This is a genomic window from Kribbella sp. NPDC006257 (assembly GCF_040613535.1).
In the GTDB taxonomy this organism is placed as follows: domain Bacteria; phylum Actinomycetota; class Actinomycetes; order Propionibacteriales; family Kribbellaceae; genus Kribbella.
The window spans coordinates 167,508-181,027 of record NZ_JBEXSJ010000009.1; the positions used below are offsets into that span (position 1 = coordinate 167,508).

General features: G+C 67.1%; 17 protein-coding genes. 12 read left to right on the forward strand and 5 right to left on the reverse strand.

The genetic code is table 11. The features are described from left to right. Positions 1-226 precede the first annotated feature (226 nt). Together ABZ004_RS13810 and ABZ004_RS13815 are read right to left on the reverse strand one after the other, a co-directional pair. A complete protein-coding gene (locus ABZ004_RS13810) occupies positions 227-1,615 on the reverse strand; it encodes a pyridoxal-dependent decarboxylase (RefSeq protein WP_355680173.1) in 1,389 nt (462 codons plus the stop codon). A gap of 113 nt (positions 1,616-1,728) precedes the next feature. Continuing rightward, positions 1,729-2,664 carry a hypothetical protein gene (locus tag ABZ004_RS13815; RefSeq protein ID WP_355680174.1) on the reverse strand — a complete coding sequence of 312 codons (936 nt, stop codon included), beginning with the start codon at positions 2,662-2,664 and terminating at the stop codon, positions 1,729-1,731. A gap of 128 nt (positions 2,665-2,792) precedes the next feature. Here ABZ004_RS13815 and ABZ004_RS13820 point away from each other — a divergent pair, with 128 nt between their 5' ends. Both ABZ004_RS13820 and ABZ004_RS13825 read left to right on the forward strand, forming a co-directional pair. Then, positions 2,793-3,302, forward strand: a complete 510-nt coding sequence (locus ABZ004_RS13820) for an acyl-CoA thioesterase (protein WP_355680175.1) — start codon at positions 2,793-2,795, stop codon at positions 3,300-3,302. Beyond that, positions 3,299-3,958 carry a potassium channel family protein gene (locus ABZ004_RS13825; RefSeq protein ID WP_355680176.1) on the forward strand — a complete coding sequence of 220 codons (660 nt, stop codon included), beginning with the start codon at positions 3,299-3,301 and terminating at the stop codon, positions 3,956-3,958. The genes ABZ004_RS13820 and ABZ004_RS13825 overlap by 4 nt, the downstream gene beginning before the upstream one ends. Here the strand turns inward: ABZ004_RS13825 and ABZ004_RS13830 are convergent. After that, a complete protein-coding gene (locus ABZ004_RS13830) occupies positions 3,955-4,560 on the reverse strand; it encodes a helix-turn-helix domain-containing protein (RefSeq protein ID WP_355680177.1) in 606 nt (201 codons plus the stop codon). The two genes, ABZ004_RS13825 and ABZ004_RS13830, sit on opposite strands and share 4 nt — an antisense overlap. 38 nt (positions 4,561-4,598) lie before the next feature. Here ABZ004_RS13830 and ABZ004_RS13835 point away from each other — a divergent pair, with 38 nt between their 5' ends. The 10 genes from ABZ004_RS13835 (at position 4,599) to ABZ004_RS13880 (ending at position 11,748) form a co-directional block, all read left to right on the forward strand. Then, on the forward strand, positions 4,599-5,570 hold the full coding sequence (locus ABZ004_RS13835; RefSeq protein WP_355680178.1) for a DMT family transporter: 972 nt from the start codon (positions 4,599-4,601) through the stop codon (positions 5,568-5,570). Next, positions 5,495-5,980, forward strand: coding sequence for a MarR family transcriptional regulator (locus ABZ004_RS13840; RefSeq protein WP_355680179.1), 486 nt, complete (start codon positions 5,495-5,497; stop codon positions 5,978-5,980). The genes ABZ004_RS13835 and ABZ004_RS13840 overlap by 76 nt, the downstream gene beginning before the upstream one ends. Before the next feature lie 239 nt (positions 5,981-6,219). After that, entirely contained in the window at positions 6,220-7,230 is a 1,011-nt protein-coding gene (locus ABZ004_RS13845; RefSeq protein WP_355680263.1) for a glycoside hydrolase family 3 N-terminal domain-containing protein, read from the forward strand. After that, the gene (locus ABZ004_RS13850; RefSeq protein WP_355680180.1) at positions 7,227-7,565 is read left to right on the forward strand and encodes a DUF202 domain-containing protein; all 339 of its coding nucleotides are present in this window, start codon (positions 7,227-7,229) and stop codon (positions 7,563-7,565) included. Before ABZ004_RS13845 ends, ABZ004_RS13850 begins: the two co-directional genes overlap by 4 nt. After that, the gene (locus ABZ004_RS13855; RefSeq protein WP_355680181.1) at positions 7,562-7,864 is read left to right on the forward strand and encodes a DUF202 domain-containing protein; all 303 of its coding nucleotides are present in this window, start codon (positions 7,562-7,564) and stop codon (positions 7,862-7,864) included. Before ABZ004_RS13850 ends, ABZ004_RS13855 begins: the two co-directional genes overlap by 4 nt. A 138-nt stretch (positions 7,865-8,002) precedes the next feature. Then, on the forward strand, positions 8,003-8,635 hold the full coding sequence (locus ABZ004_RS13860) for a DUF47 family protein (RefSeq protein ID WP_355680182.1): 633 nt from the start codon (positions 8,003-8,005) through the stop codon (positions 8,633-8,635). Between the two features lie 2 nt (positions 8,636-8,637). Beyond that, positions 8,638-9,636 (forward strand): inorganic phosphate transporter, encoded by a 999-nt coding sequence (locus tag ABZ004_RS13865; RefSeq protein ID WP_355680183.1) that lies wholly within the window; start codon positions 8,638-8,640, stop codon positions 9,634-9,636. 126 nt (positions 9,637-9,762) lie between these two features. Beyond that, complete coding sequence (locus ABZ004_RS13870; RefSeq protein ID WP_355680184.1) at positions 9,763-10,893, forward strand: inorganic phosphate transporter; 1,131 nt, start codon at positions 9,763-9,765, stop codon at positions 10,891-10,893. Positions 10,894-10,903: 10 nt separating this feature from the next. After that, a complete protein-coding gene (locus ABZ004_RS13875) occupies positions 10,904-11,137 on the forward strand; it encodes a hypothetical protein (protein WP_355680185.1) in 234 nt (77 codons plus the stop codon). Positions 11,138-11,196: 59 nt separating this feature from the next. Further along, a complete protein-coding gene (locus ABZ004_RS13880; protein ID WP_355680186.1) occupies positions 11,197-11,748 on the forward strand; it encodes a hypothetical protein in 552 nt (183 codons plus the stop codon). Between the two features lie 20 nt (positions 11,749-11,768). Here the strand turns inward: ABZ004_RS13880 and ABZ004_RS13885 are convergent, their stop codons facing one another. Both ABZ004_RS13885 and ABZ004_RS13890 read right to left on the reverse strand, forming a co-directional pair. Further along, a complete protein-coding gene (locus ABZ004_RS13885; protein ID WP_355680187.1) occupies positions 11,769-12,995 on the reverse strand; it encodes an MFS transporter in 1,227 nt (408 codons plus the stop codon). Further along, complete coding sequence (locus ABZ004_RS13890) at positions 12,992-13,471, reverse strand: MarR family transcriptional regulator (RefSeq protein WP_355680188.1); 480 nt, start codon at positions 13,469-13,471, stop codon at positions 12,992-12,994. Before ABZ004_RS13890 ends, ABZ004_RS13885 begins: the two co-directional genes overlap by 4 nt. Between the last annotated feature and the right edge of the window lie 49 nt (positions 13,472-13,520).

Sequence of the window (13,520 nt, forward strand, 5' to 3'; positions counted from 1 at the left end):
TGCGGGGCGGGGAATGTGGCAGGGGTTTGTCGGCGAAGCAGTCATGGTCGCCGCCGACAAGGTGGGATCCGATTGGCGCGGGATTGTCGAACCGCGACCGAGCACGTTCGGCGGTCTCAGCACGGTGCTGTTCATCCTGCCGCTGGGTTCTGAACTGATTGGGCGACGCTACCTCTGCCGGGGCGTCGCCCAGTCGTGCGTCCGTTCGCGTGTTAGTTGCTCATGGCTACTGACTTGATCGGGATTCGAGGATCGAGGTGGTGGCGAGGTCGATGTCGTGTTCTGTGGTCAGGTGGTTGGAGACCGAGATGCGCATATAACGGCGGCCTCGCCAGGTTGTGCCGCCCATCCAGCAGACGCCGGCGTTCTGGACTTCAGTGATCACACGGTCGGTCTCGGTGTCGGAGCCGAACGACACCAGGACCTGGTTGAGCACCACCTCGTTGCCGATCGCGCAGCCGGCCGCCTGCAGCTGTTCGGCGAATCGCCGGGCCAATGCGCAGCAGCGATCCACTACCTCGGTCGCCCCGTCGCGACCGAGTTGTTGCAGCCAAGCCCAGACCGCGAGGCCGCGAGCCCGTCGCGACGATTCGAGTGCAAAGTCACCCGGCTCCTGGTTGGCCGACTTCAGCAGGTACGACGCGCTGTAGACGAGCGCTGCCAGATGAGCCTCCGGATGTGCGGTGAAGATGAAACCGCTGTCGTACGGCAGGTTGAGCCACTTGTGCCCATCGCATCCCCATGAATCCGCAAGCTCGAGCCCATCCACCTGATGCCGCAACGACGGACTGACCGCGGCCCACAAACCGAACGCCCCATCCACGTGCACCCAACTCGCCTCCGGGGAATGCCGGCGGATGATTTCGCAGGCGTCGCGCAGAGGATCTGTTGCGCCCGTGTTCACGTTTCCCGCTTGCAGGCAGACGATCAGTGGATCTTGGTTGCCGGCCAACCGGGTGCGTAGGTCGTCGAGGTCGATCGCTCCATTGGCCGCAGTCTTGACGAGTTCCAGCGAGATCGAGCCGAATCCCAACAGGCGCAGGGAGCGATCGACCGTGGCATGCCGTTCCTCGCCGGCGAGGATGCGGACGCGAGGCGCTCCATTCAGCCCGTCGGCTTCGACGTTCCAGCCGGCCCGGGCGAGGACATGGTTGCGAGCGGCGGCCATGCCGACCGTGTTCGCTGCCTGAGCTCCGGTGACGAATCCGGCCGAAGCGCCGGCCGGGAGTCCCAGCAGCTCTTTGAGCCAACCGCCGGCCACCTGTTCGGCGGCAGCCGCGGTCGGTGAGAGCACGCTGCTCCAAGCATTCTGGTCCCAGCCGGCCGCCAAAATCTCCGCTGCCGTCGCCGCAGGCAGGGCGCCGCCGACGACGAAGCCGAAGTACCGCGGACCGGTGGTCGAGACGAGCCCGCCGTCGGCGATCCGGACCAACTCGTCGACGATCTCGCCGGCCGGTCGTCCCGCCGATCCGAGCGGACGCTGGAAGTCCACCCGCATCTCGGCGAAGGTCTTCGCGGCCCCGGCCCGACGCTCGCCCACCGACTCGCGATAGTCGGCCGCATGATCCGCCGCCTGCCTGAAGAGCTCTCGCACGCCTGCTCCTGTGTCATCCATGCCCCGACCTTCCCACCGCAACGGGCAGCTGTGACGACAGGACCTTCCCACCGCAACGGGCAGCTGTGACGACAGGACCTTCCCACCGCAGCGGGCAGCTGTGAGGACAGTTGTCATTCGAGGCCTGCCAGGGTCTGGGTAAGAGAACGGAAGTGCGGGGCCAGGTGATGGCGTAGCGGGTGGTCGGCCGGTGAGGTGGTCGCCGGGTGCCAGCCGGACTGGTCGACGAGGTAGATCGAGCGGGTCAGCGGGCCCGGTGCCGATTCGAAGGCCTCGTGGGTCAGGTGGAGCATCGCGCTGAGGGCCGGAAGGACCGCCAGGTCGCGGATCACATGGATCACCAGGAGATGGCGAGCGGGGAGGGCCACGAGTACGCCGTACCGAGGGTTCTCCACTTGGAGGGACTCGCGCAGGACGGTGTCGAGGACGAGGGCCCGCGAGGCGGCCCAGCTGGAGTCGCCGAGGACGGCGAGCTCGACGCCGTCGCGTTCGACGATGCTGACCGTGTCGGTGAACTGGTTGAGGTTGGTCAAGGCGATCCGGTGCGCCTCGGTCCAGGTCAGGCCGAAGGACTCGGGCTGGAAATGCAGTGCGTAGGTGCCGTTCTGGTTGCTGGCGGGGACAGCGATCAGGCCGGGCAGGAACTCCGGGATGCCGGCGCTCAGCTCCCCCGGAACGCTGGCGCGCGCGATCAGCCGGAGATACAGCTCGCGCTCCGGGTCCGGCGGTGCGCCGGGCGGGCGCTCGACGCGGGCCAGCAGGCAGTCGAAATGATGCTCGACCAGCGGGCGCCACTGCTGCGAGGGCTCCGCCGAGATGGTCCGGGCGAGGTTGGTCAGGCCGAAGACCGCGCCCTCGATGCCGAGGCCGGAGTCCGTGGCGGAGGTGACGAGGAGGGTTCCCTCGTCGTGGAGGTAGCAGGTGAGCACGCCGTGGTCGGCGAGCGCCGTCATCGCCAGCCGGACCAGGTGGTCGGCCTCGGTCGGCGTCAGTGGGCTCAGCAGGTGGTCGTAGTCGTCGGACGTGGGGACGTTGTGCTGGGTGGTCATGATGTCCACCTCCTCGACAGAGAAAGTACGAGTCGAGGCACCCTGGACGAGCCGGCAATTCCAGGCCTGTGGACAACTCACGGATATCCTGCGTCCGCCCCACCCGCACAGTCGCAGGAATGGATCCGATGACCGAGACACCGGCCTCCCGTTCGCCTTCCGCCACCCGGTTGGCGGTGTCGCACATCACCGCGCAGAACGAGACGAACCTGCTCGGGACCGTGCACGGTGGGGTGGTGATGACGCTGGTCGACTCGGTCGCGGGCGTGGTCGCGGCCCGGCATTCGGGTGGTCCGGCCGTGACGGCGTCGATGGACGAGATGGTCTTCCTGGTCCCGGTCCGGGTCGGCGACGTGGTGCACTTCAACGCCCAGGTCAACTGGACCGGCCGCAGCTCGATGGAGATCGGCGTCCGGATCACCGCGGATCGCTGGGACTCCGTCGGTCCGCAGGTGCACGTCGCCACGGCGTACCTGGTGTTCGTGGCGGTCGATGCCGAGGGCAAGCCCCGCACCGTCCCGCAGGTGGTGCCGGAGACCGACGAGGATCGCCGGCGGCTGCGCGAGGCCGGGATCCGTCGCAGTCATCGGTTGGCGAAGCGGCAGGCCATCGTCGCCTCGCGGGAGGCTCAAGAGTGAGTCTGTTGAGCACTGCGAAGCGGAACCCGTCGGCGGTCCTGCTCATCGTCCAGCTGCTCGGCGTACTCGTCTATCCGGCGATGGAAGGATCCCGCGGTGGCCGGGTGGCGTTCGAGATCCTGGGCATCGTCGTACTGACGCTGGCTGTCTTCTCGGTGCGGTCGTCACCCGGTCTGACCTGGATCAGCATCTGCCTGGGAATACCTGCTGTAGTGCTGTCCCTGATCGACGCGTTTCGCCCGACAGATGTGGTCGAGCCCGTCTCCGCAGTGCTGCACGCCGCCTTCTACTTCTACGCGGCCTACAGCTTGCTCCGCTACATGCTGTCCGACCACGACGTCAGCGTGGACGAGCTCTACGCGACAGGTGCCACTTTCACCTTGGTAGCTTGGGGTTTCGCCTACCTGTTCGTCTTCGTGCAGGCACTGGTACCGCAGAGCTTCACTGCCGCGGTCAACCCGACAGCTGACCGCACCTGGATGGAGCTGCTCTTCCTGAGCTTCACCACGCTTTCCAGTACAGGTCTCAGTGACATCGTCCCGATCACCTCGTGGGCCAGGTCAGTAGTGATGATCGAGCAACTCGCAGGCCTCGGCTACGTCGCGATGGTCGTCTCCCGCTTGGTGGGCCTCACAGTGGCCAAGCGCAACACCTAGGACATACGCGGCCAACTCGCCAGCAGATCCGCAGCAGCCCGACCGGCAACCTCTGGCGCATTCTCCATCGCTGCCACCCGGTAGCTCACCAACGCGCCCTCGTGCAGTAACAACAACCGGTCTGCCAATTCCTCCGTACTACGGAAGCCCGCGAGCTCCGCCTGCGCCAGGAACTCCGCCCGCATCCACTGCTTCTGCGCCACGATCACCGGCATCGCCGGATGATCCGGAGCGGCCAGCTCCACGCTGGCGTTGATGAACCCACAACCGCGCCGCGACTCCGCCATCCAATCGGTGAGCGCAGCGAACAGCGCCAGGATCACCTCTTCGGGCGTCCCCGGCGCACGCGCCGCCAACTGTTCGTCCAGGAACAGGTGCCAGACCCGGTTCCGCTCCTCCAGGTACGCCGCGATCAGGTTGTCCTTGGAGCCGAACCGGTCGTACAAGGTCTTCTTGGTCACCTCTGCCGCATCGGCGATCGCATCGACGCCGACCGTCCGGATGCCGCGCGCGTAGAACAACGTCGACGCCGCGGTCAGGATCCGTTCGCCCGCCGGAGTGAGCGGTCTCGCCTCGAGCGAGCCGCGATCGGTGAGAAGCATACTGACAGTATACCGACCGGTGTGGTTACCTCAGTTCTATGACCGCCCAAACACTGGAACCCACGCCCGTACGCCGAACCGCCGGTCCCCGCGCGATCCCGTTCCTCGCGGCCACCGGCTTCGTCGTGTTCTGGAGCTGCGGCTTCATCGGTGCACGCTGGGGAACGGAGTACAGCTCGGCCTTCAACCTGCTCGCCTGGCGCTACCTGCTGGCCGGCAGCATCGCGGCGGCCGTGCTCCTGATCCGTAGGCCAAGGGTCAGCAGGAAGGACCTGGTCACACAGCTCGTGATGGCGGTCTGCTGCCAGTTCATCTACCTCGGCCTGATCTTCATCGGCATCGACCACGGCATCACAGCGGGTGTCACGGCCCTGATCGGCTCGCTCCAGCCGATCCTGATCGCCACAGTCGCCGGTCCGCTGCTGGGAGAGCGCGTCACGGCTCGCCAATCGATCGGCCTGCTCCTGGGTGTCGTCGGAGTCGGCATGGTCGTGGCTGATGACCTCACAGCAGAAAATGCTGTGCTCTTCCTGCTCCCCATCGGCGGTCTGCTCGGCCTAGTAGTCGGCACTGTCTTCGAGAGGCACCGCAAGCCGACAGTGGGCCTTCTGAACTCTCTCTGTCTCCAGACGCTCGTCAGTGCCGTTCTCTTCGTCTCGGTGACCGCAGTGACCGGGCAGCTGACAGTCCCGCGCGAAGCCGCCTTCTACGGCGCCACCCTGTGGCTGGTCGTTCTCGCTACGGGCGGCGGCTGGGGCCAGTACCTGGTCAACCTGCGACTGTCCGGCGCCACCAGGATCAGCATCCTCATGTACCTCGTACCGCCGACCACGATGGTCTTCGCCTTCCTCCTCTTCGACGAGACGGTCGGTGGACTGGCCGCGCTCGGCATGGTCGTCTGCGCGATCGCCGTCCTTCTGGCTACGCTGCGGTCATGGCGGAACCGCGGTGGCTGGATGACAAAGAGCAGCAAGCCTGGCGAGCGTTCATCGCAGCCCAGCGGGTGGTGAACAGCCGGATCGAGCAGCAGTTGCAACGTGACGCCGGCATGCCACACACGTACTTCGAGATCCTCGTCCGCCTCGCTGAAGCCAGTGGTGGCCGGCTGCGGATGAGTGAGCTCGCCGTCTCCACCCTGGGTTCGCGGAGCCGGCTGTCGCACGCGGTGAACCGGCTGGAGAAGGTCGGCTGGGTACGCCGGGAGGGGATCGAGTCGGACCGGCGCGGTCAGGTGGCCATCCTCACCGACGAGGGCAGGCAGAAGCTCACGGAGACCGCGCCCGGCCATGTCGAGACAGTCCGGCAGGCCGTCTTCGATGCGCTCACCGAGGAGCAGGTCAGTCAGCTGCACGACATCTGCGCTGCGCTGGCCCGGCATTCCGGCGGCGCGTACGACAGCGCCATCTGGGAGACACGCTGACCAGGTCAGCCGCAGCGGCCCTCAAGCTCACCTCAGCGCTAGCCGCTACGGCTCTCCTGCTCAGTGCCTGCAGCGACAGCTCGCCGACAGCTGGTCCCAGTACGCCGCCGTCGACCCCCGTCACGCCGACCGAACCCACAGGGACCCTGACGACCCCAACGACAACAACAACACCAAGCCAGACCCCGACACCCAGCAAGACCCCGCCTGCCAGCTGTGTCGACCAGAAGCTGCAGGCACTGACGCTCCGCGAGCAGGCAGCCCAGCTGATCATGACCGGCATCAGCACCAGCGGCATGACCACAGCAGAGCGATCAGTGGCAAGCGCCCAGAAACCAGGCGGTCTCCTGCTGATGGGAAGCGGCGGCAGCCTCCCTCACACCCGTACTGCGACCTCCGCCGCCAGCACGGTTGCCACCGTGAAGGGCATCCGGCCGCTGATAGCAGCAGACCAGGAAGGTGGCCAGATCCAGCGCCTGAAAGGCTCCGGCTTTGACAGGATCCCGGCCGCCACAGTCCAAGGCACTTGGTCCACAGCAAAACTGACGAGCCGGGCCACCGAATGGGGCAACCAGCTCAAGCAGGCGGGGATCAACCTGGATCTCGCGCCGGTGGCAGACGTAGTACCGGCGGCACAACGTAGTACGAATGAACCCATCGGCAAGTTGGACCGGGAGTTCGGAAGCAGCGCAGGCGTCGTGGGGCCGCATGCCGCCGCCTTCGTCCGGGGGATGGCCGCGGCCGGCGTGGCGACCTCGGTCAAGCACTTCCCCGGACTCGGCCGCGTGCGCGGGAACACCGACTTCTCCTCCGGGGTCGTCGACAGCGTCACCGTCCGCGGCGATGCGAACCTGGGCGGCTTCGCAGCGGGTATCCAGGCCGGCTCGGAGCTGGTGATGGTGTCCACCGCGACGTACACGAAGATCGACCCTGACAACCGGGCCGTGTTCTCTTCCACGATCGTCCAGGGCATGCTCCGCGGCGACCTCCGGTACGCCGGAGTGGCCATCACCGACGACGTAGGCGCGGCAGCCGAAGTGGCTTCGGTGCCGGCCGGTGACCGGGCGACCAGGTTCGTAGCGGTCGGTGGTGACATCGTGATCACGGCCAAGGCGTCGCTCACTTCGGTGATGATCAACGCGCTCGTCCGGAAAGCCCAACAGGACAAGGCGTTCGGGGCGCAGCTGCAGGCGAGTGTCCGTCGAGTCCTCGCGCTGAAGCAGAACCACGGTCTGGTGAGCTGCAGTTGAGCCAGGAGGAGCAGGAGCCTGACTACCGGTTCACGCTGGCCAACGAACGGACCTATCTGGCGTACCTGCGGACGTCGCTCGCCTGCTACGCGGGCGGCTTGTCCGCGGTCCAGTTCCTGAACCTCGGCGGCGCCCGGTGGCCCGGCCGGGTGATCGGGATCGTCTTGGTGACGGCCGGGATCGTCACCACGCTCGGCGCGTTCCGTCGCTGGCAGGTGAACCTCAGCGCGATGCGCACCGGCGCCCGGCTGCCGGTCACCCGGATCCCTTTGGTGCTCGGGGCAACGATCGCCACGGTCGGCCTGATCGGCCTGCTGTTCAGCCTGCTGCGATGACCCAGCCACCAGGGCTGCAGCCCGAACGCACCCTGCTCGCCTGGCGGCGCACGTCCCTGGGCCTGGTCGCGAACGGCCTCCTGCTGCTGTCCTCCGGCATCGGTACGTCGGACATCCGGCTCGGCCTGGGCATCGTCGTCACCGTCCTGGCCCTGTCCTGCTGGGCGACGGTGAGTGCCGTCTACCGCCATCTGCGTCACGATCCAGGTGGCCTGGGGTCAGATCGCGTACTCCGGGTCGCGGCCGGTCTAGTGCTGCTGGTGGGCCTGTTCGACCTCTACGCGGTGATCACTCGCTGAAGTTTGTTGGTCACGAACAGGCAGCATTGAGTCTACGTGTTCATCATCTCGCGGTACCTTGACGAGGCGGATGCTCCGTCAGCGGTCCGTTGCCCCTAGCATGTTCACGGTTTGTCCCTCGTTCACCCGGAGCTTGAAGTGCCGTTACGTCTGCGTCCGAACGACCCGACGTTCTACGACCTTTTCACCGAGTCAGCCAATCACTTGGTCGACGGATCCCGCATCCTCGCCGAACTGCTCGGCAGTACGGCCGGATCCGGCCTGTCCGCCAGCCACCAGATCGCCGCCCAGATGAAGGACGCCGAGCACGCAGCGGACGAGACCACACACTCGATCATCCGCCGCGTCAACTCGACCTTCGTCACCCCGTTCGACCGGGAGGACATCTACCGGCTGGCCTCCGACCTCGACGACGTGATGGATTACATGGAGGAGGCGGTCGATGCCGTCCACCTCTTCAACCTCGACAAGCTGCCGGCCGAGGTCGCCGAGCAGATCGAGGTGCTGCAGCGGATGGGCGCGCTGACCGCCGAGACGATGCCCCGGCTGCGCACGATGAAGGACCTGGCGGAGTACTGGATCGAGATCAACCGGCTGGAGAACACCGGTGACGCGGTGCACCGCCGGATCATCGCCAAGCTGTTCAGCGGCGAGTACGAGGCGCTGACGGTGATGAAGCTGAAGACCGTGGTCGACCTGCTGGAGGCCGCCATCGACGCCTTCGAGCACGTCGCCAACACGGTCGAACAGATCGCCGTCAAGGAGAGCTGAGCGTGGAGTTCGCGCTCGTCATCGCCGTCATCGTCATCGCGCTGGCCTTCGACTACACGAACGGCTTCCACGACGCCGCCAACGCGATCGCGACCTCGGTCTCGACCCGCGCGCTGACCCCGCGGGTCGCGCTGCTGATGGCGGCGATCTTCAACTTCGCCGGTGCCTTCCTCGGCACCGAGGTGGCCGAGACGATCGGCAAGGGTGTGATCACCCTGCCGTCGGGCCGGCACGGGCTGGTCGTGGTGATCGCCGCCCTGATCGGCGCCATCACCTGGAACCTGATCACCTGGTACTTCGGGTTGCCGAGCTCCTCGTCGCACGCGCTGATCGGTGGCCTGGTCGGCGCCGGGCTCGCCTCGACCAGCGTGGTGCTGTGGTCCGGCATCGTGGACAAGGTCGTCATCCCGATGGTGCTCTCGCCCGCGATCGGATTCCTCGGTGCCTTCTTGCTGATGCTGGCGATCCTCTGGCTCTTCCGGCGCAGCAACCCCGGCCGCACCACCCGCGGTTTCCGGCTCGCCCAGTCCCTGTCGGCCGCAGCGATGTCTTTGGGCCACGGCCTGCAGGACGCGCAGAAGACGATGGGCGTGATGTTCCTCGCGCTGCTCACCACCGGGCACGTGAACAAGTCCGACGGAATCCCGATCTGGGTCAAGTTCGCCGCCGCCACCGCGATCTCGCTCGGCACGTACTCCGGCGGCTGGCGGATCATGCGCACGCTCGGCCGGCGCATCATCCACCTGGACCCGGCGCGTGGATTCGCCTCCGAGGCGGTCGCGGCGACCGTGCTCTACGTGATGGCGATCGGGCTGCACGCCCCGGTGTCGACGACGCACACGATCACCTCCGCGGTGATGGGTGCGGGCGCGACGAAGCGGCTGTCCGCCGTGCGCTGGGGTGTCGCGAAGGGGATCGTGACCGCCTGGGTGCTGACCATCCCGGCTGCCGGTCTGGTCGCGGCAGGGGTCTACGGATTGGCGCACCTGATCCTGGAGTGATCGGCCGGCGCCGAGAGTACGCCGTGCGGGCAGTTCAGCTTTTGAGTAGTTCATTTCGAATTAACCCCCGGCCCTTAGCGTCGAGAGCGTTCTCAAGACGCCGCCCAGTTCCGGGATGTGATCGGGATGGATCTGTCGTTCCTGGTGGTCGTGGTGATCATCACCGCGCTCGTGTTCGACTTCACCAACGGGTTCCATGACACGGCGAACGCGATGGCCACCTCCATCGCCACCGGCGCGCTCAGACCGAAGGTTGCGGTCGCGCTGTCCGCGGTGCTGAACCTGGTCGGCGCGTTCGTCTCCACCGAGGTCGCCAAGACCATCTCCAGCGGCCTGGTCGACGATGCGAAGGTGACCGTGCCGATCATCTTCGGCGGTCTGGTCGGCGCGATCCTGTGGAACCTGCTGACCTGGTACGTCGGGTTGCCGAGCTCCTCGTCGCACGCGCTCTTCGGCGGGCTGATCGGGGCGACCTGGATCGCGGCCGGGAGCGGCGCCGTGCACTTCGGCACCGTCGTCCAGAAGATCATCGTGCCGGCCGTCGCCGCGCCGATCGTGGCCGGCGTGGTGGCGACGATCGGGACCTACCTGATCTACACGATCACCGCGCGGGCCCGGAAGAAGACGGTCGACGACGGGTTCCGGGTCGGCCAGATCGCGTCCGCCTCGCTGGTCTCGCTCGCGCACGGCACGGGGGACGCGCAGAAGACGATGGGCATCATCACGCTGGTGCTGATCACGTCCGGTTCGCTGGCTTCGGGGTCGAAGCCGCCGCTCTGGGTGATCTTCGCGGCCGGGCTGGCGATCGCGGCCGGGACTTACCTGGGCGGCTGGCGGATCATCCGCACGATGGGCAAGGGGCTGACCGAGATCGAGTCGCCGCAGGGCTTCGCGGCGGAGAGCAGTTCGACCGCCGTACTGCTGGCCTCGTCGCACCTGGGCTTCCCGCTGTCGACCACACAGGTCTGCTCGGGCAGCATCCTCGGTGCGGGGCTCGGGAAGCGGCTCGCGGAGGTGCGCTGGACCGTCGCGGGGCGGATGGCGCTGGCGTGGCTCTTCACGCTTCCCGCTGCAGCTCTCGTCGGGGCGCTGGCGGGCCGGGTCGCGAACTCGGGGAACCTCGGCGTCGGAATCATCGCGATCGCTGCCGCAGCTGCCGGCCTCTTCATCTACGCGGCGTCACGGCGGAAGCCGGTCACGTCCGACAACGTCAACGAATACCCCGGTACGCCGACCCCGGTCACCACGGCCGCCTGAGGAGACGCAGATGCACATCGACTGGAGCGCCCTCGGCCAGGTAGCCCTCGCCAGCCTTCTCTTCGGAGTCGGCCTCGTCGTCCTGTTCTCGATCGGCGTCACGGCGTGGTCCCGACGAGCAGTTGCTGTAGAGGCGAAGAAGGGCAACGCCCCTGTCGACACAGCAGTCGCCACTCTGTGCTTCGCCGCCTGCGCAGCCGCCATCCTCTACGGCCTCTACCTGATCATCCCCCAATTGCACTGACCCCCGACCCCCAGTCTGCTGGGCCCGGGGGTGACCGTTTCGTGCAACATACTTCCCGGGTGGACGAGATCGAGTTGCCGTTTCGTGGCTGGTTCAAGGGGACCGTGCCGGTGATGCACGCGCCCGAGGGCGACCCGACTGTGCTGGAGCTGCACTGCCCGCTCGGCAACCTGAAGGTGTTCGGGCTCATCGACACGCCTGACCATCAGGAGGGCGGCGAGGAACTGGCCCTGGGAATGTTCAGCCGGAAGCGGATCCGTTGCGTCGTACCGCGCAAGTACACCCACGTCCAGATCGTTCCCTCGATCAGGTCGCCCGGATTCGCCAGGTGGCAGCTCGGCTACCGGCCTGCCAGCAGCCTTCCCGAACTGCACGGCTCAGTCACCGGCGGTCACACCGCTGTCTTCCGCTACACCGGACGCCGGACCACAGCCCACCTCGCAGTAGCGAAGTCCTATGCGTACTTGAAGCACTACAAGTTCGTCGGCGACAACTACACGGGCCTGACCTTCGCCAACGCCCCCTTCCGCGGCAAGATCGAGATACCGGGCCCTGGATTGATCGTCGTCGACAGCGTCGTCTCCTCCTGGACCCTCACCCTGCCGGCCTGAAACGTCGCCAATCAGGGGTGTTATTTGCTGTCGATCAGGGTGGCAGGAGTTCGGAGGCCGGGGGTGCTTGCGGCGACGGCGGCTACTGCTGCGATGCAGAGGATCGCGCCGGAGGCGAGGGACGCCACGGGTGAGGTGAGTTGTGCGACCACGCCGCCGCGGAGGTTGCCGAGGTCGGGGCCGGCCTGGCCGACGATCTGCTCGGCGGCGCTGACCCGGCCGAGTAGCTCGGCCGGCGTGTGCAGCTGGACGATCGTGCTCCGGGAGACCACGGCGATGGTGTCCGCGGCGCCGGCGACCGCGAGACAGACCAGCGCCAGCCAAGGCACCGGCGAGAACGCGAACAACAGCAACGCACAACCCCAGCCGGCCGAGCCGCACAACATGACCACACCGTGCCGCGGCAACCGGGTGAACGATCCGGAGAACAGCGATGCGGCCACCCCGCCGACGGCGATCGCGGTCAGGAACAATCCCAGCGTCCGCGGGTTGTTGCCGAACCGCTCCGCGTTGATCACCGGAAACAGGCTGATCGGCATCGACAACACGGTCGCCGCCAGGTCTGTCACCAGTGCGCCACGGATCACCGGCGTCGACACCACGAAGGTCAACCCTTCCCAGACCCCGTGGAGCCCCGGTTTGGCGGTTGACTCGATCCGCATCCGCGGCAGACCGAGTACGCCGTACAGGGCGGCGAGGAAACTCAGCGCGTCGATCAGGTAGCACACGCCGACACCCCAGGCGCCGATGATCAGACCGCCGAGGGCCGGGCCGATCAGCATCGCCCCCTGGAACCCGATCCGGTTCAGCGCGATCCCCGCCGCCAATTGGTGGCGGCTCAGCAGCTGCGGCAGGACCGTCCGCGCCACCGGGCCCGCGGTCGCACCGAACGACGCCTGGACGGCGACGAGGCCCAGCAGCACCCCCACCGGGACCCGGCCGATCACCAGTTGGCTCGCCATCACGGTTGCGGTGAGCAACTGTCCGCAGGTGGTGACGAGGTAGATCTTCCGCCGGTCGAGCCGGTCCACGAGGGTGCCGGCGAACAGCCCGAGCAGGATCAACGGCAACGCCTGCGCCAGTCCGACCGCGCCGGTCCAGGCCGGGCTCGAGGTCTGGTCCCAGACCTGGAACATCACCGCGACGAACGTCAGCTGCCCGCCGAAGCCGGACAGCACCTGCCCGATCCACAGCCGCCGGTACGCCGGTACGCGCAACGGCCCGAGGTCGATGAACGCGCGCCTCATTCCGCGCCGCCTTCGAGGTGCTCGGTGATGCGCTGATGGAAGCTCTTCCGTTGCAGAGCGGCCTCGACGTCGCGCACCACCTGGGTCATCGGGTACGGCAACTCGGCCTCGAGCTCGGTGATCGCGGCCTCGGTCGCCCGCCACTCGGCGGCGAGCAACTCGACGAGCTTCTTGGACTTGGCGGTCAGCGTGACCCGCTTGCTCCGCGCGTCGGCACCCGGCACGGTCCGGACCAGCCCGGCGCTGCGCATCGCGGCCACCTTCTGACTGAGGGCCGAATGCGTCCGGCCGATCGCCTCGGCCAGCTCGGTGATGGTCATCGGCCCGTGCAGGTGCAACTGCAGCAGCTCACGCACGTAGGTCGGCTTCAGGCCCTTGATCTGCCGGTCGCTGTAGATCTGCCCGATCTCGGCATCCATCCGCGCCAGCAAGTCATGCAACGGCCGCCACTGACTCTGCTCGGTGGGATCGTCCATACCGCCACCATAACAGCACTTATATAAGCACTGTTACTTCTGCTGATCT

Bases quoted from the DNA above. Each gene is read 5' to 3' on its own strand.
- ABZ004_RS13810 (WP_355680173.1), bottom strand. From the start codon at position 1,615: ATGGATGACACAGGAGCAGGCGTGCGAGAGCTCTTCAGGCAGGCGGCG.
- ABZ004_RS13815 (WP_355680174.1), bottom strand. From the start codon at position 2,664: ATGACCACCCAGCACAACGTCCCCACGTCCGACGACTACGACCACCTG.
- ABZ004_RS13820 (WP_355680175.1), top strand. From the start codon at position 2,793: ATGACCGAGACACCGGCCTCCCGTTCGCCTTCCGCCACCCGGTTGGCG.
- ABZ004_RS13830 (WP_355680177.1), bottom strand. From the start codon at position 4,560: ATGCTTCTCACCGATCGCGGCTCGCTCGAGGCGAGACCGCTCACTCCG.
- ABZ004_RS13835 (WP_355680178.1), top strand. From the start codon at position 4,599: ATGACCGCCCAAACACTGGAACCCACGCCCGTACGCCGAACCGCCGGT.
- ABZ004_RS13840 (WP_355680179.1), top strand. From the start codon at position 5,495: ATGGCGGAACCGCGGTGGCTGGATGACAAAGAGCAGCAAGCCTGGCGA.
- ABZ004_RS13855 (WP_355680181.1), top strand. From the start codon at position 7,562: ATGACCCAGCCACCAGGGCTGCAGCCCGAACGCACCCTGCTCGCCTGG.
- ABZ004_RS13870 (WP_355680184.1), top strand. From the start codon at position 9,763: ATGGATCTGTCGTTCCTGGTGGTCGTGGTGATCATCACCGCGCTCGTG.
- ABZ004_RS13875 (WP_355680185.1), top strand. From the start codon at position 10,904: ATGCACATCGACTGGAGCGCCCTCGGCCAGGTAGCCCTCGCCAGCCTT.
- ABZ004_RS13885 (WP_355680187.1), bottom strand. From the start codon at position 12,995: ATGAGGCGCGCGTTCATCGACCTCGGGCCGTTGCGCGTACCGGCGTAC.
- ABZ004_RS13890 (WP_355680188.1), bottom strand. From the start codon at position 13,471: ATGGACGATCCCACCGAGCAGAGTCAGTGGCGGCCGTTGCATGACTTG.